We start from the raw sequence: 22,857 nt of genomic DNA on the forward strand, positions 1-22,857 counted from the left end.
TTCAGTAGGTCATGGGTACCGGCTCGCGGCACGCCCGCGGTAGGGGCCGATGCCCAACGAGCCGCGTGCTCGTTATGCCACTGCCACAACGTCGCGGCGGGAGGATGGGCCGGTGTCGGCAGCGCACGACCGAGGTCGCCTGCTCGGACAGGTGCTCAGGAGCATGGCGACCGACCGCGGTGTCGTGGAGGAGCTGGTCCGGGCCGCCCGCGGCCAGTCGCCGGAGGTGGCACGGCTGCCGGAAGCGGAGAACCGCCGCCACGTCGAGGTGCTGCTGGCCACCGGGCTCGACTTCTTCGAGCGGTCCGACGAACCGGACGAGCAAGACTTCCGCGCCGCCGAGACGCTGGGCGCCGACCGCGCCGCGCAGGGCATCTCGATCGACGGCCTGCTGCGCGGTGTCCAGGCCGCCCGCACGCAGGCGATGAAGATCGCCATCGCGCGCAGCCGGGCCGTGGGTGTGCCCGACGAGGTGCTGCTGGAGGGGATGGTCGACCTCGACCGCTACACCGGCGTCCTGGAACGGCACGTCGTCAACGGCTACCACACGGCCGAACTCGAACTGTCCCGCACGAACCGGGACGCCAACACCCACCTGCTGCGCCGGTTGCTGCTGCCCGGCGACGGCCCGCCACCGGAACCGGCGCAGCTGCGGCGCGCGGGGCTGTCACCGGACGGGCTCTACCACTGCCTGGTGTCCGACGTGACGCAGCCGGGTGAGGCGCGTGCGCTGGAACAGCGCCTGCTGGGCTGCGGCGGCGTGTACGGGTTGGTGGAGGGCCGGCTGGCCGGGTTGTCCGCCCGCAGGCCGACCTCGGCCGACCTCGACGCGCTCCTGGTGGTGGCGCCCGCCACGGCGCTCACGGCGCTGCGTGACGTCCACCCGTTGTGCGTGGCGGCGCTGCGGATCGCCGGCCGGGCCGGGCGGCGCGGTGTGCACGACCTGACCGACCTGTCCGGCCAAGTGGCGCTGGCCGCCCAGCCGGTGCTCGCCGACCTGCTGCGCGGCACGCTCGCCGGTCTCGACCACGCCGACGACTTCCACCGCGAACTCGTCGGCACCGCCCTGGTCTACCTCGACCACGGCCAGCGGCTCGGCCACGCCGCCGCCGCGCTGCACGTGCACCCCAACACCGTGCGGTACCGGCTGGACCGGCTCGCCGAGATCACCGGCACACCGTGGGACGACACCGCGGAGGCGCCGTCGACCGTCCTGGGCACCCTGCACCACTGGTGGGCGCTGCGGACCTGGCTCGACCACCACCCGCTACAGCGTTGATTTCAGATTGCACTGAAGCTATAGAGATATGAGAATGCCGACACTCGGTGCGGATCACCCGGAACCCGAAGGTGCCCTCGGCCGACCACTGAGGTGAACGGGCAACCGAGGAGGCAGCGGTGGAACGTCGTACTTTCTTGCGCGCGTCGGCACTGTCGGTGGGAGCGGTGGGTGCCGTGTCCGGTGGCACGGCGTCGGCGGCGGCACCGCTGCGGGTGCGGGTGGTGATGTTCGACGGGGTGGAGGAGCAGGACTTCGTCGCACCGTTGGAGGTGCTCGGCCTCGCCGGGCGGATGAGCGGCGGCGCGGTGACCACGACGTTGACGACCGCGGGACGTCCCGGCACGGTCACCTGCACCTACGGCACCGAGGTCGAGGTCGCCGAGGGCTGGGCGCACAACGACGCCGACGTGCTGGTCGTGCCCGGCGGCGGGTACAACGACAAGACCGGGCCCGGCGTCAACCGGCTCGCCGCCGACCAGGGATTCCTGCGCCGCCTGGCCGCCGTGGACGCGCTGCGGGTCGGCATCTGCACCGGCACGATGGTGTTGTCCGCCGCGGGTCTGACCAAGGGCCGCAACGCGACCACGCACACGGGCGCGAAAGCGGACCTGGCCGCGCAGGGCGCGAACGTCGTCAACGCCCGCGTGGTGGACGACGGCGACCTGATCACGGGCGGCGGCATCACCTCGGGCCTGGACGTGGCGCTGTGGCTGGTGGAGCGGTTCCTCGGCGCGAAGCTCGCCCAGCGGGTGGAGACCGTGCTGGAGTACGAGCGCCGCGGCACCGTCTGGCGCGCTTGAGCGGGCACGGTCCGCGCGGCGGGTCCGGCCGTCCGCGGCAGTCGGTCCATTCGGCGCAAGAGTTCGCGGCCCCGGCGTGGTTACGATCCGGAGTCGTGACCTTCCCCGACGTGGCCGGCCCCGACGACGAGGTGACGCGCTGGGCGTTGCGGGCCCGTTCCGGCGACCGGGACGCGCTGGAGCGGTTCGTGCGGGCCACGCAGCGGGACGTGTGGCGGTTCATCGCCCACCTCTCCGACGTCACCGTGGCCGAAGACCTGACCCAGGAGACCTACGCGCGCGCCCTGGGCAGCCTGCGCCGGTTCGCCGGGCGTTCGTCGGCGCGCACGTGGCTGCTGTCGATCGCCCGCCGGGTGGTGGTCGACCAGGTCCGCCTGGCCCGGTCACGGCCGCGGTTGTCACCCGGAGCGGACTGGGAGCGCGAGGTCGACCGGCGGCCGGTCGAGTCCGGTTTCGAGGGCACCGTCGAGCTGACCATGCTGCTGGACGCGCTGGACCCGGACCGCCGGGAGGCCTTGGTGCTCACCCAGGTCCTCGGCCTGTCCTACGCGGAGGCGGCCGAGATCGCGGGGTGCCCGATCGGCACGATCCGGTCCCGGGTCGCGCGGGCGCGCGACGACCTGGTGCGTGCGACGGGGCGGTCGGACGCCACCGAGGTCGGCTGACCGTCCGTGCGCGCTGACCTCCGGCCCGGTGCCGCCCTGCTGCGCAGTGGGGCGTTCGTGCGGCTGTGGACGGCGGTCACCGCGTCCGGGTTGGCGACGTGGGCGCTGCCGTTCGTGCTCGGGTTGGCGGTGCTGGAGCGGTCGATGACGGCCGTGGAGCTGGGGGTCGTGCTGGCCGTCCGGACCGCCGGGTTCCTGGTCGCGGTCCCGGTCGCCGGTGTGCTGGCCGATCGGCACCCGCGGCGGCGGGTGGTGCTGTGGTCGGGGCTCGCCGCCGGGCTCGGCACGCCGTTGATCGCGGTCGGGTTGGGGCGCTCGCTGGTGCTGATGGCCGTGGCGGCGGCGGTGGTCGGCGCGGGGCAGGGCGCGTGCCGACCGGCCTTCCAGGCGCTCACGGCGGAAGTCGTCGCCGAGGACGGGCGGCGGCGGGCGAACGCGGCGATGACGTTGGCGGTGCGGGTCACCACGTTGGTGGCGCCGGGACTGACCGCGTTGCTGGCGTTGGCCGTCGACACGCCGGCGCTGGTCGTCGCCACGGGGGTGCTGTGGCTGGTCGCGGCCTTCGTCCCGCCGGCGGGCGACCGGGTCGTCGTTCCGGTGGCCCGCCGGCGTTTCGCGGCGGAGTTCGGTGACGGGGTGCGCGAGGCCAGGCGGCACCCGTGGTTCGTGGCCGGTCTGGGCGCGCTGACGGCGGTGATCGCCACGGGGTACTCGGCGACCGGTGTGGTCCTGCCGCTGGTGAGCCGTGACCGCTACGGCACCGGCGCGGTGCTCGCGGCTGCCATGACCGCGTACACGGTGGGCGCGTTGGTCGGTGCGGTCATCGCCGCGCGCCGGCGGCCCCGGGCGGAGGGCTGGACCGCACTGGCCGGGTTGGCCTGCTACGGGTTCGTGCCGCTTAGCCTGCTGCTGCCGGTGCACGCGGCGGTCGTGATCGCCGCGTACGTGGTGGCGGGGCTGGGGATCGAGCTGTTCAACGTGCCGTGGTTCACCGCGGCGCAGCGCGAGGTCGAGCCCTCGAAGCTGGCCAGGGTGTCGTCGTTGGACTTCCTGCTGTCCTACGGCCTGGCACCGGTCGGCCTGGCCCTGATCGCACCGGCGATCGACGGGTTCGGCGCGGGGGTCGTGCTGGTGGTGTGCGCGGTGGTCTGCTTCGCCGCACCGGCCGCCGCCGCGCTCGTGCCGTCCTCACGCGACTTCCGCTGAGTCAGGACGCCCGCAGGTGGTCGCGGAGCGTGCGGGCGACGTGCGCCATCACCGCTTCCGCGCCCGGCTGCACCACGGCGGGCACCCGTGACCCGGTGAGCGCGGCGACGGCGAACACCTGGCCGTCCGCGTGCTCGACCACGCCGACCTCGTGCCGGAGGTTGAGCAGCGTGCCGGTCTTGGACGACCAGCGGGACGCGTCGGAGCTGAAGTCGGGTGCCAGCCGGTGCCGCAACGCGTTGTCGCCCATCAGCTCGCGGACCCGGGCGGCGACCGCGGGCCGGATCGTGGTCGGCCGCCACAGGCCGTGCAGGAGGTCCACGAACGCGCGGGCGGATCCGGCGTTCGCCCTGCTGATGTCCAGCTGGGTCACCGGGTGCCCGCGCCCCTCGGTCGCCGCCGCGATGGCCAGCGAGTGGGCGAGGTGCCCTTCGGCCGGGGTGAACCGCTCGGCGGGCGTGTCGACCAGGTCGCGCATGAGGTGGCGGACGGCGATGCCGTCGTAGCCGAGCCGGCGCAGCTCGCCGGCCACCGCGGCGGGCGGGGTCAGGGCGAACAGGGCGTCGGCGGCGGTGCTGTCGCTGATCGCCACGCTCAGGTAGAGCAGGTCGTCCACGGCGATCGTGGCGGGGTGGCGGAACTTGGGCAGCCCGATCGGCCCGCGTGCGGCGACCCGGGCGGGCGGCACCACGACCGGGGTGGCGGCGTCGAGTTCACCCCGCTCGACGCGTTCCAGCGTGGCGACCGCGAGCGGCACCTTGACCAGCGACGCGACCGGGTACTCCAGGTCGGCGTCCAGGCCGAGCTCGTCGCCGGTGTCGAGGTCGCGCACGAGGAACGAGCCGCGCAGGCCCGCGTCGTCCAGCGCCTCCCGCGCGTCGCGCAGGACCTTGGTCGTCCCCATCACGCCTCGCGTTCCGCGACGCCGAGGCAGCACCCGATCGCGGCGGGCGGCAGGTCGCGGATCCGCCGGGCGTCCTCGCGCAGGCCGGCCGTGACGTCGTAGCCGCGGGCCAGGTCCAGCTCCCCGACCGGCCGCCAGTGCAGGCCGAGGTCGTCGGCCTGGCCCGGTGAGCAGAGCAGCAGGTCGGCGGAGCCGAGCACGTCGGCCGTGGCGGCGACCAGTGACGGTGCCACGACGACCTGGGCGGGTTGCAGGCCGACGGCGTCCCGCAGCCGGGTGACGCGGTCGCGGACGTGCGGCACGTCGTCCTCCGGCTGGATCAGCACGCGCCGACGACGGCTGTCCCGCTCGGCCCGGCCGGCGCGCAGGGTCTCCACGTGGATCACCGCGGCGGCGCCCGGGTCGGCCCGGCCCGCCAGGCCCAGCGGCACCCGCCAGACGCCCTCGTCGGGCGGCACGGCGACCAGCGCGGCCCGGACGTCCAGGGTCCGCGCCTGCTCGGCGCGCTCGGCGGGGCCGGCGGGACGCGGGTCCAGGTCCAGGTCGTGGCGGCGGGCGTCGGAGACGAGCCGGGCCAACGGGCGCGGCGCGCAGACCTCGGGCACGGCCAGCCGGAACGGCCGCAGCTTGGCGCGCTCGGCGTCGTGCTCCATCGCCTCGGCGAGGTCGACCAGCCGCCGGGCCGAGGGCAGCATCTCCCGGCCGAACGGCGTCAGCGTCACGCTCCGCGAGTTCCGGGTGAGCAGCCTGGCCCCGAAGTGCCTCTCCAGCGCCGCGACGCGCCGGCTGGCCACCGACTGCGGTATCCGCGCGGCGGCGGCGCCCACGGTGAAGCTGCCGTGCCCGCTGACCGCCACGAACGCCTTGCACGCCTCGACCACGTCCACGAGCCGCGACTATGCCAGATCGGCATGGATGCGCACGTCAGTGTCTTGGACAGCATCCACCGCTGGCTGTGAAGATTCCCCACGTGACACCGCCGTACCGAACCGTCAGCCGCCGCGCGATCCTGGGTGCGGTAGCGCTGCTCCCGGTGGCCGGCTGCGCCCGGGAACCCGCACCGCCACCCGCGCGGTCCTCCGAGCCGGTCAGCGCGAGCACGCCCACCCCGTCCGTCGCGCGGCACGATCACCTGGCCGGGCTGGAACGGAAGTTCGACGCCCGGCTGGGCGTGTACGCCGTCGCCACGGGCACCGGGACGACCGTCGAGCACCGGGCCGACGAGCGGTTCGCGTTCTGCTCGACGTTCAAGGGGTTGGCGGCGGCCGCGGTGGTGGCCCGGCACCCGCTGTCGCACCTGGACACCGTCGTCACGTACACCGAGGCCGACCTGATGGCGAGTTCCGCCATCACCCGGCAGCACGTGGCGACCGGGATGTCGGTCCGCCAGGTGTGCGACGCGGCGGTCCGCCACAGCGACGGCACGGCGGGCAACCTGCTGCTGCGCGATCTCGGCGGCCCGGCCGGGTTGACCGCGTACCTGCGCACGCTCGGCGACACCGTCACCCGGGCGGACCGGTTCGAGCCGCACCTCACCACCGCCGTCCCCGGCGACCCGCGCGACACCACCACCCCGCGCGCCATCGGCACCGACTACCGCGAGATCCTGCTCGGTGACGCGCTGCCGCCCGACCGGCGCGCGTTCCTGCGCGACCTGCTGGAGCGCAACGCCACCAAGGCGGGCACCCTGCGCGTCCGCGCGGGCGTGCCGCGGGGGTGGACCGTGGCCGACAAGACCGGCACCGGCGACTACGGCACGGTCAACGACATCGCCGTGGTGTGGCCACCGGACGCCGCGCCGCTGGTGGTCTCGATCATGTCCGGCAAAGCCACCGCGGACGCCGAGTACGACCAGGCGCTGCTCGCCGAGGCCGCCGCGTACGTCGTGGACACCCTCACCTGACATCCACCCCGGTGGCACTTCGGGCACGACCCGTCGTACGCGGCCACCGGCTGCCCAGCGCGAGCGGCACGTGAGCCGTCACGTCCACGGGATCGTCGCCTGGAGCACGGCCTCGCTCAGCGCTTCCGTGCGCAGGTGGGTGACCTGCTGGTACTCCGGATCGGCCACCATGCGGCTGAACGCGGCCCGGTCGGGGTAGCGCACGACCACCACCGCGTCCCAGCTCTGCCCGTCCTCGGCGGCCAGCACGGTCGAGCCGGTGCCCGCGTAGAGGATCTCCGCGCCGTAACGCGGCAGGAACGTCTCGCGCAGGTGCCGCGCGTACTCCTCGTACGACGCCACCCCGCCTTCGGCGAACCGCAGCAGGTTGAGCATGACGACCGGACCGCCCGGGTCCTCGGCCAGCAGTCGCTTCAGGTCGGCGCCTCGCGGGTCCACAGCCATGCCGACCAGCATGACGGCCGGTGATCACATCCGCATCGGTGGGTCCACCGGTACCGCCACGATCCAGAGCGTGATGACCGCGTACTCCGGCTCCACGCACCACCGGTCGGCCGCGTACCCGTCCAGTTCCTCGATCCCGCGCTCGGTGTAGCCGCCGTTGCGGCAGTTGTCGAACTCGCCGTGGACTACCCCGCCTCACGACGGCGCATGCGGACCCGGGCGCCGGCGTCCCCCGGTGGGATGGGTGGTGTTTGCCGGACCGGCCGGGTGGCACCCGTAGTGGACCTGATCGGTGGGCGGAACCCCCCGGCGGAGGAGGCGGCATGACCCAGGGTGGTTGGGCTTACGACGGCGAGCCCGTCACGCTGTCACCCGACACCGTGACGCTCGTCCACGGCACTTCCTTCTGCGTGTGCGGCAGCGACGGCGACGTGAACGGCGCCGCCGCCCAGGGCGTGTTCTTCCAGGACACCCGGATCGTGTCCGGCTGGGCGTTGCGAGTGGACGGTGCCCCCGTCGAGCACATCACCACGCTGACCCGCGACCCGTTCCGGATGACGTTCGTCGGCCGTGGCCGGTCGCACGCCCAGAGCGCCGAGAGCACCCTGCTCGTGCGCCGCGAGCGGTACGTCGGCTCCGGCCTGCGCGAGGACATCACGCTGCGCAACTTCGGCCGGGAAGCCGCCTCGCACGTCGTCTCGGTCCACGTCGAGGCGGACTTCGCCGACGTGTTCGAGGTCAAGGAGGGCCGGGTCCGCCGACGCGGCCGCCACCACTGCGACGTCGAACCGGACGAGCTGCGCCTGACCCGGTGGCTGGACGGCCAGAGCCGGGGCGTGCGGGTGGCGGCGGACGGCGCCGACTACTCGCCGTCCACATTGACCTTCCGCGCCGTCGTCCCGCCCAAGGGCCAGTGGTCGACCAGCGTGACCGTGCGTCCGGTCGTGGACGACCAGGCGACCGAGGAGATGTTCCCGCTCGAACGCCCGATCGACGAGTCGGAGCCGGTGCTGCGGGCCCGCCGGTGGCGTGAGACCGCGCCCGTGCTGAGGTACTCGGGCAAGCCGTCGCTCGCCGCCACGCTGCTGCGCAGCCGGCAGGACCTGGGCGCGCTGCGGATCTTCGACCCGGACCGCCCTTCGGACACCGCGGTCGCCGCCGGCGCGCCCTGGTTCATGACGCTGTTCGGGCGCGACTCGATCCTCGCCTCGCTGATGTCGCTGCCCATCGAGCCCGGCCTCGCCCTCGGCACCGTCCGGACCCTCGCCCACCACCAGGGCACGAAGGTCGAGCCGAACAGCGAGGAGGAACCCGGCCGGATCCTGCACGAGATGCGGTTCGGCGCGGACGCGTCGCTGGCGCTGGGCGGCAGCAACGTCTACTACGGCACCGCGGACGCCACCCCGCTGTTCGTGATGCTCCTGGGCGAGCTGTCCCGCTGGGGCATCGACCGGGAGCAGGTCGAGGCGCTGATCCCGCACGTCGACCGCGCGCTGGAGTGGGTCGAGCACTACGGCGACCGCGACGGCGACGGTTTCGTGGAGTACCAGCGGGCGACCGAGCGCGGGCTGGTCAACCAGGGGTGGAAGGACTCGTGGGACGGGGTGAACTTCGCCGACGGCCGCATCGCGCGCGGGCCGATCGCGCTGTGCGAGGTCCAGGGTTACGTCTACAACGCCTACCTGGCGCGGGCCTGCATCTGCGAGGACTTCGAGGACCGGGACGGCGCCCGGCGCTGGCGCGACCGCGCGGAGCTGTTCAAGGAGCGGTTCAACGAGCGCTTCTGGCTGGCCGACCGCGGTTACTACGCCATCGCGCTGGACGGCGACAAGCAGCCCGTGGACGCGCTCACGTCGAACATCGGGCACTGCCTGTGGAGCGGTGTCGTGGACGAGGACAAGGCCGAGCGGGTCGTCGAGTCCCTGCTCTCGCCGGAGATGTTCACCGGGTGGGGCGTGCGGACGCTCGCCTCCGACATGGGCGCGTACAACCCGATGAGCTACCACAACGGTTCGGTGTGGCCGCACGACAACGCCATCATCGTGCACGGGCTCATGCGGTACGGCTTCGTGGAGCAGGCGCAGCGGGTGGCGACCGCGGTCCTCGAAGCGGCCGAGGCGTTCGGCGGGAGGCTGCCCGAGCTGCTGTGCGGCTTCGACCGGGCCGAGTACGCGGACCCGATCCCGTACCCGACGTCGTGCTCGCCGCAGGCGTGGGCGTCGGCCACTCCCGTGCACCTGCTGCGCGTGCTGCTGCGGGTGGAGCCGTACGCGCCGCGCCGCAAGGTGTGGCTGGACCCCGTGCTGCCCGAGTCGTTCGAGCCGCTGGCCCTGGACGGCATACCGATGCTCGGCACCAGGGTCGGCCTGGAGGTCGACGGTGCCGACGTCCGGGTGCACGGCCTGCCCGACGACGTCGAGCTGGTCCGGGCGCCGGTGGGCGTGCACCCGGGCCTGGACAGGGGGTGAGCCCGGTGGAACCGTTGCGCATCGCGATGATCGCGCCGCCTTGGTTCGAGGTGCCGCCCGCCGCGTACGGCGGCATCGAGTCGATGTGCGCCGACCTGGTGGACCGGTTGGTGGCGCGCGGCAACCACGTCGTCCTGGTCGGTGTCGGCCACAACGGCACGACCGCCGAGTTCCGGGCCACGGCCGACCACGCCGAGCCGGACCGGGTGGGGCAGAGCGTGCCGGACGTGGTGCACGCCGCCGCGCTGCCCGCCATCCTGGCCGAGCTGGACGTGGACGTGGTGCACGACCACAGCTTCGCCGGACCGCTGCTGGCCCGCGGCCGTCCGACGCCGACCGTCGTCACCGCGCACCTGCCCGTGATCGGCGACCACGGTCGGTACTACCGGCGGCTGAGCGACAGCGTGCACCTCGTGGCCATCTCGGACGCGCAACGACGGCAGGCGCCGGACCTCGACTGGGCGGGCACCGTGCACAACGCCATCCCCGTCGACAGCTTCCCGTTCCGGCGGGACAAGCAGGACTTCGCGCTGTTCCTCGGCCGTGCCGCGGCGTGCAAGGGCATCCCCGAGGCGGTCGCCGCCGCGGCCGACGCCGGTCTCCCGCTGCGCATCGCGGCCAAGTGCCGCCAGCCGGAGGAGCACGAGTACTTCGACCAGGTGGTCAAGCCGCTGCTCGGCCCCGACGTCGAGTGGCTCGGCGAGGTGGGCCGGGAGGAGAAGCTCGAACTGCTGGCCGCCGCGAAGTGCCTGCTGTTCCCGATCCGCTGGGACGAGCCGTTCGGGATGGTGATGGTCGAGGCGATGGCGTGCGGCACGCCGGTGGTCGCCTGCCGCCGCGGTTCGGTGCCGGAGGTGGTCGCGCACGGTGAGACCGGTTTCGTGTGCGACGACCACGCGTCGCTGGTCGCCGCGTTGCGCCGGGTCGACGAGCTGTCGCCGGACCGGTGCCGGGCCGAGGCGGCCCGCCGCTTCGACGTCGCCCTGATGGCCGCCCGGTACGAGGAGGTCTACCGCGCGGTGACCGCCCGGCACGCGGCCGCGAACCTGCCGACCATGCGGCCGCCGAACCCGGTCCGGCCGCGGACGGTGTCCGAGCGCGGCGCTTGAGGAGCTGTTCGCCGGGGCGGACACCCTCGGCCGTCCCGGAAACAGCAACAAGAGTTGTCGATCCGGCCCCGGCCGGCCGAACCTGGTGCCATGACCGAGAACAACGCGACGGCGGCGGCCCGGCCGGGGCCGCCGCCCCGGCACCACCTGGCCCTGATGATCTGGCTGGCCGTCTTCCCCACGCTCACCGCGCTGCAACTGCTGCTCGGCGACCTCCTCGACGGCACCCCGACCGTGCTGAGAACCCTGGTCCTGGCGACGATCGCGGTGCCGATCGTCATCTACGGGCTCATGCCGCCGCTGCAACGGCTCCGCGCCCGCCTGCTCACGCGGAGGTCGTGAGGGCTACCGGAGCCAGCGCAGCACCTCGTCGAGGAGCCGGTCGCGGCCGTGCCCGGCCCGGTCCAGGTGGGCGAAGTGGGTCGCGCCGTCCAGGTGCACCGCCCGCACGTCCTCCGCCCGCCGCAGGTCGGCGACCAGAGTGGTCACGTCGCCCTCCCGTGACCAGAAGTCGAGCGCGCCGCGCAGGACCAGCGTCCGGGCGGTGATCGTCCCCGCGTGCCACAGCCGGCGGCCGGTCGCGAGGTGGAAGCTGTCCTTCATCGCGCCGGTCGGCGCGCGGAAGCTCGGCGGCTCGCGGTCGGCCGACGTCGGGTCGCCGGCCAAGGCGTGCTCGACGTAGGCCGCCGCCACGCGGGGGTCGCGCCACCGCGACTTGTCGTCCACCGGGATGCCGGAATCCCAGCCGCCGAGCAGGCCCGGCCCGGTCGAGAGCCGGTACGCGCCGTGCCGCGCGTCGTCGAACTCGCCGGGCCGCGCCGGGTCCTCGTAGACCGAGCCGCGGCCGAGCACCGGGTGGCCGTCGATCGCGCCGTACAGGCTGTTGAGCACCACCAGGTGCTCGACCCGGCCCGCGTGCTCGCTCGCGTACCAGGCGGCCCAGTGCCCGCCGGTCGCCCAGCCGACGAGGTCGACCCGGTGGTGGCGGGTCGTCGCGCGCAGCCAGTCCACCACCGACGCGATGTCGCGCACCACCTGCTCCCCCGTCACCGCGGGCGGGTTGGCCGATGGTGGGGCGTCGAGGGCGGGCGGACGGTCGGAGGCGCCGTAGCCACGCGCGTCCACGACGAACACCCGGTGGCCCTGCCTCGCGAGGTCCGCCGCCAGCGACCCGCCGGGCACGGGCAGGTCGAACGACGCGACGCCGGGCACCCGCGCGCCGTGCAGCAGCACCACCGGCCGGCCGCGCGCCGCCCGGTCCGGGCGCACCTCGCGGACGCCCAGGTACCCGGCCTCGCCACGCACCTTCCAGTCCTTGCGCACCACCTGCTCCGCGGGCGGCGCCGGTGCGATCGACGCGGCCAGGGCGAGCGTGAGGATGGTCTTCAGCATGCGGCCAGGATGCCGCCGCACCGGCCACCTAGTCTGATCGTGCACGTGATCCGCGGTGATTGATTCGGGGCTGATATGGATCTCAAGCACCTGCGCGCCGCCGTCGCGGTCGCCGACCACCTGCACTTCGGCCGGGCCGCCGCCGCGCTGGGCATCGCGCAGCCGCCGTTGAGCCAGGCCGTGAAGGCGCTGGAGACCGAGCTGGGCGTGACGCTGTTCCACCGCGACACCAGGAACGTCGACCTGACCGAGGCGGGTGCGGCGTTCGTCGCCGACGCGCGCGAGGTGCTGTCCAAGGTGGACGCGGCGGTCCGCCGGGCGCGTGCGGCGGGTCGGGGCGAGGAGGGCTCGCTGGCGATCGGCATGGTCGGCTCGTCGGTCCTGCACCCGTTGCCGCTGATCATCCGCGAGTTCCGGGCGCGCTACCCGGCCGTCACCCTGTCCTTCTCCGTGCTGCCGACGATGCTGCAGGTCGAGCAGCTGCGCACGGCGGAGTTGGACGTCGGCCTGCTCCGCCCGCCGCTGCCCGGCCCGGCCGACGACCTGGAGCTGGTGCCGGTGTCGCGCGAGCCGCTGGTCGCCGTGGTCCCGGACGACCACCGGTTGGCCCGGCGGCGGCGCGTGCACGTCCGGTCGCTGGCCGGTGAGCCGTTCGTGCTGTTCCCGCGCCACCTCGGCCCCGGCCTGTACGACGAGATCACCGCGCTGTGCCGCCGCGGCGGGTTCACCCCGCGGGTCGCGCAGGAGGCGGTGCAGATGCCGACCATCGTCGGCTTGGTGGCGGCGGGCTGCGGGGTGGGCATCGTGCCCGGGTCGTCCGCCGCGCAGCCGCGGCCGGAGGTCGCGTTCCTGTCGCTGAGCCCCGTCGTGCGGCTGGTCGACCTGGCGATCGCGTTGCCGGTGAAGGGCCGTTCCGCGGTCGCCGCGAACTTCACCGCCCTGGCGCGCGACCTCACCCGGGTCCGCTGACGGTGGCCGGGCCGTTCGAGGCCCGGCCACCGCGTAGTCACAGCAGTGAGACCGCCTTGTCCAACGCCGGGTCCCGACCGGCGGACAAGTCGGCCGCCGTCGTCGGGACGTGGTGGTCCGGCGCGACGCCGATGGTGTTCACCACCTCCTTGTTCGCGGCGATCTCGTGGTGCTTGGGCAGCCCCAGAACGGTGCCGTTGTCCAGCAGGTACGGCTGCCCCGGCCCGGACACCGCGCCCGCGGTGCGCGTGCCGACCAGCGTGCCGAGCTTGAGGTCCTTCACCGCGCTGGTGAACGAGTCGCACGCCGACGCGCAACGCCGGTCGGTGAGCGCGACGAACGGCAGGTTCAGCAGCGCGACGGAGTCGTCGGTGCGGTTGGGCGTGCAGCGGTCGCGGACATCGCACCAGTAGCTGGTGACCTTGCCGTGCGCGAGCGCGCCGAGCAGCTTGGCGACCGCCTCCGGGCTTCCGCCGCCGTTGCCCCGCAGGTCCAGGACCACGCCGCGCAGCGCGGTGCCCGCACGCAGGTCGGCGATGGCCGCGAGCACCTGGTCGGCCAGCGGCGGCGCGAAGCCGGGCAGCGTCACGTAGGCGATGTTCCCGTCCACGAGCCGGGACACGACGCTCGGCCGCTGGGACGGGACCTGCGCGGCGGTCACGGTGGCGGTGAACGTCTCACCGGTGACCGGGCGGCGCACGGTGAGCCGCACGGTCGAGCCGACACGGCCTTCGGTGAGCCAGGACAGCACGGCCGTGTTGAGGATCCCGTTCACGAACACCGGCACGTCGTTGATCGCCAGCACCTCGTCACCCAGCTCCAGACCGGCGGCGTCGGCCGGGCCGTTGGCGAGGATCCGGTTGACGTGGGCGGGTTCGGCGGCCACCGGGTCGACGTCACCGGGACCCACGGTCACCGACAGGTCCAGCCCGTACAGGTTCGGCGTGAACCTGGTCATCCACCGGGCGTGGTTGTCGTCCAGTGCGTCGACCATGGCCTGGACCGCGGCCGCGGCGATGGCGGCGCGGGCGTCGTCGTCCGGCAGCGCGTCCGCGATCCGCCGGTAGACCTTGCCGAACGCGGACCAGTCGGCGTCCTTGCGCCCGGTCAGCGCCGGGAGCGTGGCGTCGGCCCGGTCGAGGCCGCGGCGCTGCAACTCCTGGGTGATCGCGGCGAAGGCGGGCACCAGCAGGGAGCGGCTGTCGAGCACCGGCCCGCTGTAGTAGTTGTCGAAGATGCAGTAGTACGCCTGGCCGACGGTGGTGAACGTGGCCGGTTTCGGCGTGGGAGGCGGCTGTTCCGGGGTGGGCCGGGCACAGGCCGCCGGCCGTTCGGGTCCCGCGGAGGAGGTGCCGACCCCCGTGCCGACGAGCGCGGCGGTCACGGCGAGCAGCGCGGCCGCGGTGGCGAGCGGGCGCCATCTGAGTGTCACGAGAAATCCCCTTGGTGTCGCCTGTTTCCGGGTTCTGGTGAGGGCGAGTTCTACGGGAGGAGCGGTTTCGGCGGGGTTTCGGTCCCGATGAGACCTCGGCGAAACCGGTGGCCGCCGATACTGGTGCGCGTGCGGGTGCTGGTGGTCGAGGACGACGAGGAAATGGCGCTCACGGTGGCGGCCGGGCTGCGGCGCGCGCACCTGGCCGTCGACGTGGCGTTCGACGGGACCGATGGCCTGGAACGGGCGCTGGGCACCGACTACGACGTGATCGTGCTCGACCGGGACCTGCCCGGGACGCACGGCGACGACGTGTGCGCGGCGCTGGTCGCGGCCGGCTGCCGCGGCCGGATCCTGATGCTGACCGCGGCGGCCACCACCGACGACCTGGTCGACGGGCTCGGCCTCGGCGCCGACGACTACCTGCCCAAGCCGTTCGACTTCCGGGCCCTGGTGGCGCGGATCGGGGCGCTGGCGCGGCGGGCGCACCCGGCCGTGCCACCCGTGCTGCGGCACGGTGACCTGGTGGTGGACACCGCGCGGCGCCGTGCCTCGCGCGGCGACCGGCCGCTGGACCTCGCGCCGAAGGAGTTCGGGGTGCTGGAGGTGCTGCTGGCCGCGGCGGGGCGGGCGGTGTCGGCGGAGGAGCTGCTGGAACGGGTGTGGGACGAGGCGGCCGACCCGTTCACCAACGCGGTGAAGATCACCGTCAGCAGGCTGCGGGCCAAGCTCGGCGACCCGCCGGTGGTCGAGACCGTGGCCCGCAGCGGGTACCGCGTCTGATGGGGCGGCGCGCACTGCCGCGCCGCACCGTGCGGCTGCGGCTCACCCTGCTGTACGGCGGGCTCTTCCTGCTCTGCGGCGCGGGGCTGCTGACGGTCACGTTCTTCCTCGTGCGGCACGCCGTGACGCCGATGGACGACGTGACGCTGTTCCGGTACCCCGGCGCGCCGGTCGAGCCGGGTCCGCCGGACAAGCCGCTCCTGCCGCCGCCCGGCAGCATGGCGGCGCGGATCGTCGCGCAGGCCGAGGAGGCGCTGACCGAGCAGCGGCAGGACGTGCTGCGCCAGCTGCTGGTCCAGTCGGTGGTCGCGCTCGGCCTGACGATGGTGCTCGCGCTCGCGCTGGGCTGGTGGGTGGCGGGCCGCGTGCTGCGCAGGCTGCGCACGATCACCGCGGCGGCGCGGCAGATCTCGGCGACCAACCTGCACCGGCGCCTCGCCCTGACCGGGCCCGAGGACGAGCTCAAGGAGCTGGGCGACACGTTCGACGAGCTGCTCGGCCGGTTGGAGGCGTCGTTCCAGGCGCAGCGCCGGTTCGTCGCGAACGCCTCGCACGAGCTGCGCACCCCGCTGGCCCGCCAGCGGGCGATCGGGCAGGTGGCGCTGGACGACCCGGACGCGACCACGGCGTCACTGCGCGCGGCGCACGAGCGGGTGCTCGCGGCGGGCGTGCAGCAGGAACGGTTGATCGAGGCCATGCTCACCCTCGCCCGGGGTCACGCCGGCATCGACGTGCGCCACCCGTTCGACCTCGGCGAGGTGGTCACCGAGGTGGTCGACGTCCGCCGCGCGCCGGACGTGCGGCTGCGGGTGGCGGTCGAGCCGTGCGTGGTCTCCGGGCACCGCGCGCTGGCCGAGCGCCTGGTCGTGAACCTGGTGGACAACGCGATCCGGCACAACGTGCCCGCCGGGTGGGTCGAGGTGACGTGCGCGTCCGGCGTGCTGACCGTGACCAACTCCGGCCCCGTCGTGCCGCCGGACGAGGTGCGGCGCATCCTCCAGCCGTTCCACCGGCTCGGGCCCGCCCGGACGGGGCACGGCGTGGGCTTGGGGCTGTCGATCGTGCAGGCCATCGCCACCGCGCACGACGCGGCGGTCGACGTGACGGCCAGGCCGGACGGCGGGCTTGCCGTCACGGTCGCGTTCACGACGTGAGCCTGCACGTCGTACCCGGTCCGGTCCGGAGTGGACCCCCGGCCCTAGTCCTCGATCCAGTTGTACTTGCGCGCCATGCCGACGAGGTTCTTGCGCACGTTGAGGATCTGCTCGGCCGTCATCCCGGGCGCCGCGGCGAGCAGCGTCTCGGTGACCTCCTGCAGGTACCTCTTGGTCGACACGACCTCGCAGAACATGTCGTTGCCGTTGACATCGTCACCCGAGTGGTAGGACGACGCCCCCGAGCGCACCGACGCTTCCCGCACCAGGCTCACCCGGGAGGCCTTCGGGCCGCGATCGCCCATCTCCACCAGGAACTCGACCAAGGCGCCCGGCGCCATCAGCCGCTTGTCGAAGTCGATGTCGTTGACGTGGATGAAGACGTCCTCGCCACCCTCCTCGGGTGACACGAACCCGTACCCGCGCACCTCGTCGAACCTGACGACCTTGCCCTTCACCACCACCGCAACCCCTTACCAACAGCACGCGCCACACCCGTGACGACGTCACCACGATCCTATCCCGAACGCGATCGCGCGAATCGTGCCCTCGACGGCACCCGGCCGGGGTCCGGTCGCGGGCCGGGCACGCCACCGCCGCGCCCGGCCCGGTCCGCGATCAGCCGGTCTTGTGACCCACGGCGGCGAACGTCGACATCCGCTTCGGGTCCGGGTCCTCGTCACCGGGCTCCGGCCGCCACTCGGTCAGGTAGACGACACCCGGCTCGAGCAGTTCCAGGCTCGCGAGCGGCCCTTCGTCCGCACGGGTGCCACCTGCTGTCGGATCTTCACACGCCATCTCCACACGTGGACAATCCTTGACCAACGTCGGCGTCCAGGAGGAGCTCCCATGCCCAGATCACGGTCGTTCGCGCTCGTCCTCGCCGCGGTCGCGCTCGCCGCGGTACCGGCCGCCGACCTGGCCACACCCGCGTCCGCGCAGGCCGACGACGCGCTCAGCCGCGACCTCGACGCGATCATCACCAGCCCGGCGCTCGACGGCGCGGACGTCGGGCTCGTGGTCCGCCACGCCGGGACGGGCGCCGTCGTGTTCTCCCGGGACGGCGACCGGCGCGGCCAACCGGCGTCCAACGCCAAGCTGATCAGCTCCGCCGCGGCGCTCGAACTGCTCGGCCCCGACCACCGGTTCCGCACCACCGCCGCCGCGAGCGGCCGGCTGCGCGCCGGTGTCCTGACCGGTGACCTGCACCTGCGCGGCACCGGCGACCCGACCGTGCTCGCCGCCGACTACGACGCGCTGGCCGCGGAGGTCGCGCGGAGCGGCGTCAAGCTGGTCCGCGGCAGGCTCGTCGCCGACGACAGCTGGTTCGACCCGGTGCGCCTGGGCACCGGCTGGGCGTGGGACGACGAGCCGTACTACTACAACGCCCAGATCTCGGCGCTGACCGTCTCACCCGACACCGACTACGACGCCGGGACCGTCATCGTCCGGGTCGCGCCCGGCACCGCGGGCCAGCCGGCCACCGTGACCACCGACCCGCCCACCGACTACGTCACGATCGCCAACTCCGCCGTCACCGGCGCGCCCGGCTCGGCGTCGAGCGTGACCGTCGAACGGCGGCACGGCACCAACGTGATCGATGTGCGCGGCAGCGTCCCCGCCGGCGGTGCCGCGGAGAGCGAGTGGAGCACGGTCTGGGAGCCCACCGGGCTGGTCACGTCCCTGTTCCACGACGCGCTCACCCGCCACGGCGTGCGGGTGCTCGGCGGCACGGCCACCGGCACGACCCCGGCCGACGCCCGGGTCCTCGGCGAACACCTGTCGATGCCGCTGTCGCAACTGGTGGTGCCGTTCATGAAGCTCAGCAACAACATGCACGCCGAGATCCTGGTGAAGACCGCGGGCCGGGCCGTGTTCGGCGAGGGCAGCTGGCAGGCGGGCCTGCGCGCGATGACGGCCGAGCTCGGCGAGTGGGGCGTGGACGCGGCGGCGCTGTCGCTGCGGGACGGTTCCGGTCTGTCCAGGATGGACCAGGTGTCCCCGGACCAGCTCGCCGCGCTGCTGCTCGCGGTCCGGCACGAGCCGTGGTTCCAGCCCTGGTACGACTCGCTGCCCGTGGCCGGGAAGAGCGACCGGATGGTCGGCGGCACCCTGCGCAACCGGATGCGCGGCACCCCGGCCGAGGGCAACGTGCGGGCCAAGACCGGCACCCTGACCGGGGTCAGCGCCCTCTCCGGCTACGTGACCACCGCCGACGGCACCCCGCTGGTGTTCGCCATGATCAGCAACGACACCCTCACGTCGGCGAAGCCGTTCGAGGACGCCGTCGCGGTGCGGCTGGCCGGCCACCGGGGCGGCGCGACCCCACCCGCGGTCCGGGTCGCGCCGGAGCAGGCCCCGGACCCGCGGTGGGAGTGCAGTTGGACCAAGTCCTGCTGAACCCGCGATCAGATGACGACCGCCCGGAACGCGTGCACGCACCACGGGCCCTCGTAGCTGGTCACCCAGAGGTTCGTGGAGTAGCCCTCCAGCTTCTGCCCCTTGGCCGTGCCCTTGAGGTAGAGCTGGACGGAGTCCTCGCCCGTGGTGCGGCCGTCCATCGCCGGGTCGATGGCCAGCTCCGGGTCGTACCCCACCAGCTTCTCCACGTCCGCCGCCTTCTGGATGCTGTCCGCGCACAGCAGCCCGGTGGCGGCCGCCGCGTCACCGGCGTTCACGCTGTCCAGGAAGGACCGCATGGCGTCCAGCGCCTTCGGGTCGACGGGCTTGCCACCGGCGGTGGGTTCGCGGTCGGTGGTCGGGGTGGTCCCGGTCGGCGACGGCCGCCCGCTGGTCGTCGGCTCGCCCTCGGCCCGCGCGATGTCCTGCCAGCACCAGTCGCCGTCCTTGCGGACGACCGTCGCCTCGACCTTCGAGGTGCGCGACTTGGTGGTGGTGACCTCCACGACCGCCTCGACCTTGGTCTCGGACACCTCCACCGTGTCGACCAGCTCGGCCGTCTTCAGCGACGACACGTCCTCGATGGCGCTGTCCACGACCGACTTCGCGCCCGCGCACTTCAGCTTCTCGAGGGCGGCGGCGTCCTGCGAGTCCAAACCGGCCACCAGCGACTTGACCAGCTCCTCGGCGTCACCGCCCTTCGCCGACGTCGAGGACGTGGTGCTCGGTGGCGCGGTGGTGGTGGTCGTGGGGTCCGCCGCGCCCATGAAGAACCCGGGCTGGACGAACCCGGTGAACGCGAGACCGCCCAGCACCAGCACGACCGCCACCACCGCGCCCACGATCACGCCGGTCCGCTTCTTCGGCGCGGGAGGCGGCTGCGGGGCGAACGGTGGCTGCTGGGCGAAACCGCCGTACTGGTAGCCGTCGTACTGGCCCGGCTGACCGTACTGGCCGGGCTGGCCCGGCTGACCGTACTGGCCCGGTTGCCCGTACGGGTCCTGACCGCTCGGCGGTTGCTGTGGGTAGTTCACGGTGCCTCCCCGTTCGTCCATTCGCGCCTTCGACGGCGAACGGGTGCCGCGCGTTCCTCCAGATCAACGGCGACGTGGGCGGTGACCGCGCGCCGGGCTCACCGCGGCGCGACGTGAGGCCCGTCGATGGGCACCACCGCGTCGCGCACCTCGGTGACCAGCGCGCGCATGGCCAGTTCGGCAGCCTCGGGGTGCCGGGACGCGATCGCTCGCGCCACCTCCTCGTGCAGGTCCAACGCGCTGCGCACGGGCTTCTCGGGCATCAGCCCCAGGCTCGTCCGCCCGCGCAGCACCACCGCCACCACCTCTCGGAGCGCGGCGAACATCTCGTTGCCACCCGATTCCAGCAGCAGCGCGTGGAAGGCGACGTCCAGCTCGAGGAACTCCTCCAGCTCACCGGCCTCACCGAGCCGCCGCATCCGGCCGGCGAGGTCGAGCAGGCGGTCGCGTTCCCTCGCCGACGCGTTCCACGCGGCCCGCGCCGCCGCCACCGGCTCGACCGCGATCCGCAGTTCGGTGAGCGCGCGCAGCTGGGCGTCGCGGTGCGGGCCGGCCAGCCGCCACCAGATCAGCCGCGGGTCGTAGACCTGCCAGGACGACTGGGGCTGCACGGTGATGCCGACCCGCCGCCGGGACGTCACCAGGCCCATCGACTCCAGCACCCGCATGGTTTCGCGGGCGACGGTCCGGGACACCCCGAACTGCTCCTGGATGCCGTCGAGCGTCAGGACCCGACCTTCCGCGAGGTCTCCGCTGGTGATCCGCAGCCCCAGGGTGTCGAGCACGGAGGCGTGCAGGGCGTCGCCGCCCGGACCGCTCTCCCGACGTTGTACCGGCACGGCAGCAGCGTATCCCGGCGGGCCTTCCTCAGCCGCAGCAAAGGTGATACCTTTCGCCGCCAAAGGTACTACTTTTGATCGTCTCGTCGTCGCAGCCGAGAGGTGTCACCCATGACCACGAGCGCCGAACCGACCTGCGTGGTCGTGATGGGCGTGTCCGGAGCGGGCAAGAGCACGGTGGCCCGGGCACTGGCCGACCGGCTCGCCTGGCCGCTGGCCGAGGCCGACGAGTTCCACCCGCCCGCGAACATCGCGAAGATGTCCGCGGGCACACCGCTCACCGACGCCGACCGGGCGCCCTGGCTGGCCGCGATCCGCGACTGGATCACCGCACGTGCCGCGGCGGGCGAGAGCACGGTCGTCACGTGCTCGGCGCTCAAGCGCACTTACCGGGACGTGCTGCGCGAGGCGGGCGCGCGGGTCCGCTTCCTGCACCTGGACGGCACCGCCGACGTGATCGGCGACCGGCTGCGGCACCGGTCCGGCCACTTCATGCCGCCGTCCCTGCTCCGGTCGCAGTTCGACGCGCTCGAACCGCTGCGGCCCGACGAGGACGGCGCCGCGGTCGGCGTGGCGGACCCGCCCGAGCTGATCGCCGAGCACGCCGTGACCCGGCTCGACCTGCCCGTCGGGAACCCGGCCACCCCCTGACACCCACGCGGACACCTCGAAAGCAACGGAGCTGCCGATGACCACCAACGACGACTGGGTCCAGACCCTCGGCGCGGGCGCCCTGCTCGGCATCGCCGGTGGCGCGATCGCCCTCCTGCTGTTCCTCATCATGTACCTGCGGGTGCACGCGTTCCTGGCGCTGGTGGTCATCAGCCTGCTCACCGCGTTCGCCGCGCGCATCCCGGCGGACTCGGTGGTGCCCACCCTCATCGGCGGGTTCGGCACCACGCTCGGCAGCGTCGCGCTGCTGGTCGGCCTCGGCGCGATCCTCGGCAGGCTCGTGGAGGTCAGCGGCGGCGCGCAGTCGTTGACCGACGCGCTGATCCGCCGGTTCGGCGAGCGGCGCGCACCGCTCGCGCTCGGCGTCAGCTCGCTGGTCTTCGGCTTCCCCATCTTCTTCGACGCGGGCCTGGTCGTGATGCTGCCGATCGTGTTCGCGGTGGCCCGGCGGCTGGGCGGCGGCGTGCTGCGCTACGGCCTGCCCGCCGCGGGCGCGTTCTCGGTGATGCACGTGTTCGTCCCGCCCCACCCCGGTCCCGTCGCGGCGACCGAGCTGCTGGGCGCGGACGTCGGCCTGGTGATCGCGTTCGGCCTGCTGATCGCCATCCCCACCTGGTACGTGACCAGCTACCTGTTCGGGCTGTCGGTGGGCAAGCAGCTCGTGCTGCCCGTGCCGACGCTGCTCAGCGGCGGCCCGCAGGCGGAGGACCGGGAGGACCCGCCGAGCCCGGGCACCGTCGTCGCGCTCCTGCTGCTCCCGCTGGTCATGATCTTCACCAACACCGGGCTGGACGCGGCCCGTGCCGCCGGGTGGGTCGACGGCGAGGCGACCTGGTTCCAGATCGCCCGCGCGCTCGGCTCCACACCGGTGGCGCTGCTGGTGGCCGTGCTCGTCGCCTCCTTCGTCCTCGGGCAGCGCAAGGAGGTGATCGAGAAGCTGGTCGACTCGGCCCTCGCGCCGGTGTGCGCGGTCATCCTGATCACCGGCGCGGGCGGCATGTTCGGCGCGGTGCTGCGGGCAGGCGGTATCGGCGACGCGCTGTCGGACGGGCTGGCCGACCTCGGCCTGCCGGTGTTCGTGGCCGGGTTCGTCATCGCCGCCGCGCTGCGGGTGGCGCAGGGTTCGGCCACGGTCGCGCTGACCACCGCGGCGGGCCTGGTGCAGCCGGTCGTGCAGGCGGGCGGGTTCAGCGCGGTCGAGCTGGCCGCGATCGTGCTCGCGCTGGCGGCCGGGTCGGTGATCGCGAGCCACGTCAACGACTCCGGCTTCTGGCTGGTCGGCAACCTGATGGGGATGGACGTGCGGACCACGTTGATGACGTGGACGGTCATGGAGACCACGATCAGCCTGATGGGCTTCGGGCTGGCGGGCGTGCTGTTCCTGCTCGGGTGACCCCGGCC

At 73.6% G+C, this 22,857-nt stretch carries 24 protein-coding genes; 15 read left to right on the forward strand and 9 right to left on the reverse strand.

Annotation, left to right across the window (positions count from 1 at the left end; all coding sequences use genetic code 11):
• Positions 1-163: 163 nt before the first annotated feature.
• The 4 genes from B0I31_RS35170 (at position 164) to B0I31_RS35185 (ending at position 3,953) form a co-directional block, all read left to right on the forward strand.
• On the forward strand, positions 164-1,279 hold the full coding sequence (locus B0I31_RS35170; protein ID WP_245950663.1) for a PucR family transcriptional regulator: 1,116 nt from the start codon (positions 164-166) through the stop codon (positions 1,277-1,279).
• A 119-nt stretch (positions 1,280-1,398) separates the two neighbouring features.
• Complete coding sequence (locus tag B0I31_RS35175; protein WP_181320699.1) at positions 1,399-2,082, forward strand: DJ-1/PfpI family protein; 684 nt, start codon at positions 1,399-1,401, stop codon at positions 2,080-2,082.
• Between the two features lie 95 nt (positions 2,083-2,177).
• Positions 2,178-2,747, forward strand: a complete 570-nt coding sequence (gene sigC / locus B0I31_RS35180) for an RNA polymerase sigma factor SigC (protein WP_245950664.1) — start codon at positions 2,178-2,180, stop codon at positions 2,745-2,747.
• A gap of 36 nt (positions 2,748-2,783) precedes the next feature.
• Positions 2,784-3,953: an MFS transporter gene (locus B0I31_RS35185; protein ID WP_106619786.1), complete on the forward strand. Its 1,170-nt coding sequence runs from the start codon at positions 2,784-2,786 to the stop codon at positions 3,951-3,953.
• Position 3,954: 1 nt separating this feature from the next.
• On the opposite strand, the gene B0I31_RS35190 is transcribed toward B0I31_RS35185, so the two are convergent.
• The gene (locus B0I31_RS35190) at positions 3,955-4,857 is read right to left on the reverse strand and encodes a serine hydrolase (RefSeq protein ID WP_106619728.1); all 903 of its coding nucleotides are present in this window, start codon (positions 4,855-4,857) and stop codon (positions 3,955-3,957) included.
• On the reverse strand, positions 4,857-5,744 hold the full coding sequence (locus B0I31_RS35195) for a LysR family transcriptional regulator (protein ID WP_106619729.1): 888 nt from the start codon (positions 5,742-5,744) through the stop codon (positions 4,857-4,859). The genes B0I31_RS35190 and B0I31_RS35195 overlap by 1 nt, the downstream gene beginning before the upstream one ends.
• A gap of 83 nt (positions 5,745-5,827) precedes the next feature.
• Between B0I31_RS35195 and bla the strand changes: the two genes are divergently transcribed.
• The gene (gene bla / locus B0I31_RS35200; protein ID WP_245950665.1) at positions 5,828-6,760 is read left to right on the forward strand and encodes a class A beta-lactamase; all 933 of its coding nucleotides are present in this window, start codon (positions 5,828-5,830) and stop codon (positions 6,758-6,760) included.
• Between the two features lie 78 nt (positions 6,761-6,838).
• Here the strand turns inward: bla and B0I31_RS35205 are convergent, their stop codons facing one another.
• Complete coding sequence (locus tag B0I31_RS35205; RefSeq protein ID WP_106619787.1) at positions 6,839-7,204, reverse strand: DUF1330 domain-containing protein; 366 nt, start codon at positions 7,202-7,204, stop codon at positions 6,839-6,841.
• Here B0I31_RS35205 and B0I31_RS40970 point away from each other — a divergent pair.
• The 4 genes from B0I31_RS40970 to B0I31_RS35220 all read left to right on the forward strand — a co-directional run bounded on the left by B0I31_RS40970 (position 7,203) and on the right by B0I31_RS35220 (position 11,123).
• On the forward strand, positions 7,203-7,355 hold the full coding sequence (locus B0I31_RS40970; RefSeq protein WP_181320700.1) for a hypothetical protein: 153 nt from the start codon (positions 7,203-7,205) through the stop codon (positions 7,353-7,355). The two genes, B0I31_RS35205 and B0I31_RS40970, sit on opposite strands and share 2 nt — an antisense overlap.
• Positions 7,356-7,527: 172 nt before the next feature.
• A complete protein-coding gene (locus B0I31_RS35210; protein WP_106619731.1) occupies positions 7,528-9,672 on the forward strand; it encodes an amylo-alpha-1,6-glucosidase in 2,145 nt (714 codons plus the stop codon).
• A gap of 5 nt (positions 9,673-9,677) precedes the next feature.
• On the forward strand, positions 9,678-10,781 hold the full coding sequence (locus B0I31_RS35215) for a glycosyltransferase family 4 protein (protein WP_106619788.1): 1,104 nt from the start codon (positions 9,678-9,680) through the stop codon (positions 10,779-10,781).
• A 90-nt stretch (positions 10,782-10,871) separates the two neighbouring features.
• Positions 10,872-11,123: a putative antibiotic biosynthesis monooxygenase gene (locus B0I31_RS35220; protein WP_106619732.1), complete on the forward strand. Its 252-nt coding sequence runs from the start codon at positions 10,872-10,874 to the stop codon at positions 11,121-11,123.
• Between the two features lie 3 nt (positions 11,124-11,126).
• Here the strand turns inward: B0I31_RS35220 and B0I31_RS35225 are convergent, their stop codons facing one another.
• On the reverse strand, positions 11,127-12,173 hold the full coding sequence (locus B0I31_RS35225) for an alpha/beta fold hydrolase (protein ID WP_106619733.1): 1,047 nt from the start codon (positions 12,171-12,173) through the stop codon (positions 11,127-11,129).
• Between the two features lie 75 nt (positions 12,174-12,248).
• Between B0I31_RS35225 and B0I31_RS35230 the strand changes: the two genes are divergently transcribed.
• A complete protein-coding gene (locus B0I31_RS35230) occupies positions 12,249-13,142 on the forward strand; it encodes a LysR family transcriptional regulator (protein WP_106619734.1) in 894 nt (297 codons plus the stop codon).
• Positions 13,143-13,179: 37 nt separating this feature from the next.
• Here the strand turns inward: B0I31_RS35230 and B0I31_RS35235 are convergent, their stop codons facing one another.
• Complete coding sequence (locus tag B0I31_RS35235; protein ID WP_106619735.1) at positions 13,180-14,574, reverse strand: S41 family peptidase; 1,395 nt, start codon at positions 14,572-14,574, stop codon at positions 13,180-13,182.
• A 129-nt stretch (positions 14,575-14,703) separates the two neighbouring features.
• Between B0I31_RS35235 and B0I31_RS35240 the strand changes: the two genes are divergently transcribed.
• Positions 14,704-15,357 carry a response regulator transcription factor gene (locus B0I31_RS35240; RefSeq protein ID WP_106619789.1) on the forward strand — a complete coding sequence of 218 codons (654 nt, stop codon included), beginning with the start codon at positions 14,704-14,706 and terminating at the stop codon, positions 15,355-15,357.
• Positions 15,357-16,511, forward strand: coding sequence for a sensor histidine kinase (locus tag B0I31_RS35245; protein WP_106619736.1), 1,155 nt, complete (start codon positions 15,357-15,359; stop codon positions 16,509-16,511). The genes B0I31_RS35240 and B0I31_RS35245 overlap by 1 nt, the downstream gene beginning before the upstream one ends.
• 44 nt (positions 16,512-16,555) lie before the next feature.
• On the opposite strand, the gene B0I31_RS35250 is transcribed toward B0I31_RS35245, so the two are convergent.
• Together B0I31_RS35250 and B0I31_RS35255 are read right to left on the reverse strand one after the other, a co-directional pair.
• On the reverse strand, positions 16,556-16,972 hold the full coding sequence (locus tag B0I31_RS35250) for a cold-shock protein (protein ID WP_106619790.1): 417 nt from the start codon (positions 16,970-16,972) through the stop codon (positions 16,556-16,558).
• 157 nt (positions 16,973-17,129) lie between these two features.
• Entirely contained in the window at positions 17,130-17,309 is a 180-nt protein-coding gene (locus B0I31_RS35255) for an SAM-dependent methyltransferase (RefSeq protein ID WP_106619791.1), read from the reverse strand.
• Between the two features lie 51 nt (positions 17,310-17,360).
• Between B0I31_RS35255 and dacB the strand changes: the two genes are divergently transcribed.
• Positions 17,361-18,911, forward strand: coding sequence for a D-alanyl-D-alanine carboxypeptidase/D-alanyl-D-alanine endopeptidase (dacB, locus tag B0I31_RS35260; RefSeq protein WP_106619737.1), 1,551 nt, complete (start codon positions 17,361-17,363; stop codon positions 18,909-18,911).
• An 8-nt stretch (positions 18,912-18,919) separates the two neighbouring features.
• On the opposite strand, the gene B0I31_RS35265 is transcribed toward dacB, so the two are convergent.
• Together B0I31_RS35265 and B0I31_RS35270 are read right to left on the reverse strand one after the other, a co-directional pair.
• A complete protein-coding gene (locus B0I31_RS35265) occupies positions 18,920-19,945 on the reverse strand; it encodes a hypothetical protein (protein ID WP_146174071.1) in 1,026 nt (341 codons plus the stop codon).
• 98 nt (positions 19,946-20,043) lie between these two features.
• Positions 20,044-20,784: a FadR/GntR family transcriptional regulator gene (locus B0I31_RS35270; protein WP_106619739.1), complete on the reverse strand. Its 741-nt coding sequence runs from the start codon at positions 20,782-20,784 to the stop codon at positions 20,044-20,046.
• 111 nt (positions 20,785-20,895) lie between these two features.
• On the opposite strand from B0I31_RS35270, the gene B0I31_RS35275 reads away from it, so the two are divergent.
• On the forward strand, positions 20,896-21,435 hold the full coding sequence (locus B0I31_RS35275; protein ID WP_106619740.1) for a gluconokinase: 540 nt from the start codon (positions 20,896-20,898) through the stop codon (positions 21,433-21,435).
• 37 nt (positions 21,436-21,472) lie between these two features.
• A complete protein-coding gene (locus tag B0I31_RS35280; protein ID WP_106619741.1) occupies positions 21,473-22,849 on the forward strand; it encodes a GntP family permease in 1,377 nt (458 codons plus the stop codon).
• The last annotated feature ends 8 nt before the right edge of the window (positions 22,850-22,857 follow it).

Origin of the sequence: Saccharothrix carnea (assembly GCF_003014735.1) — a bacterium.
In the GTDB taxonomy this organism is placed as follows: Bacteria; Actinomycetota; Actinomycetes; order Mycobacteriales; family Pseudonocardiaceae; genus Actinosynnema; species Actinosynnema carneum.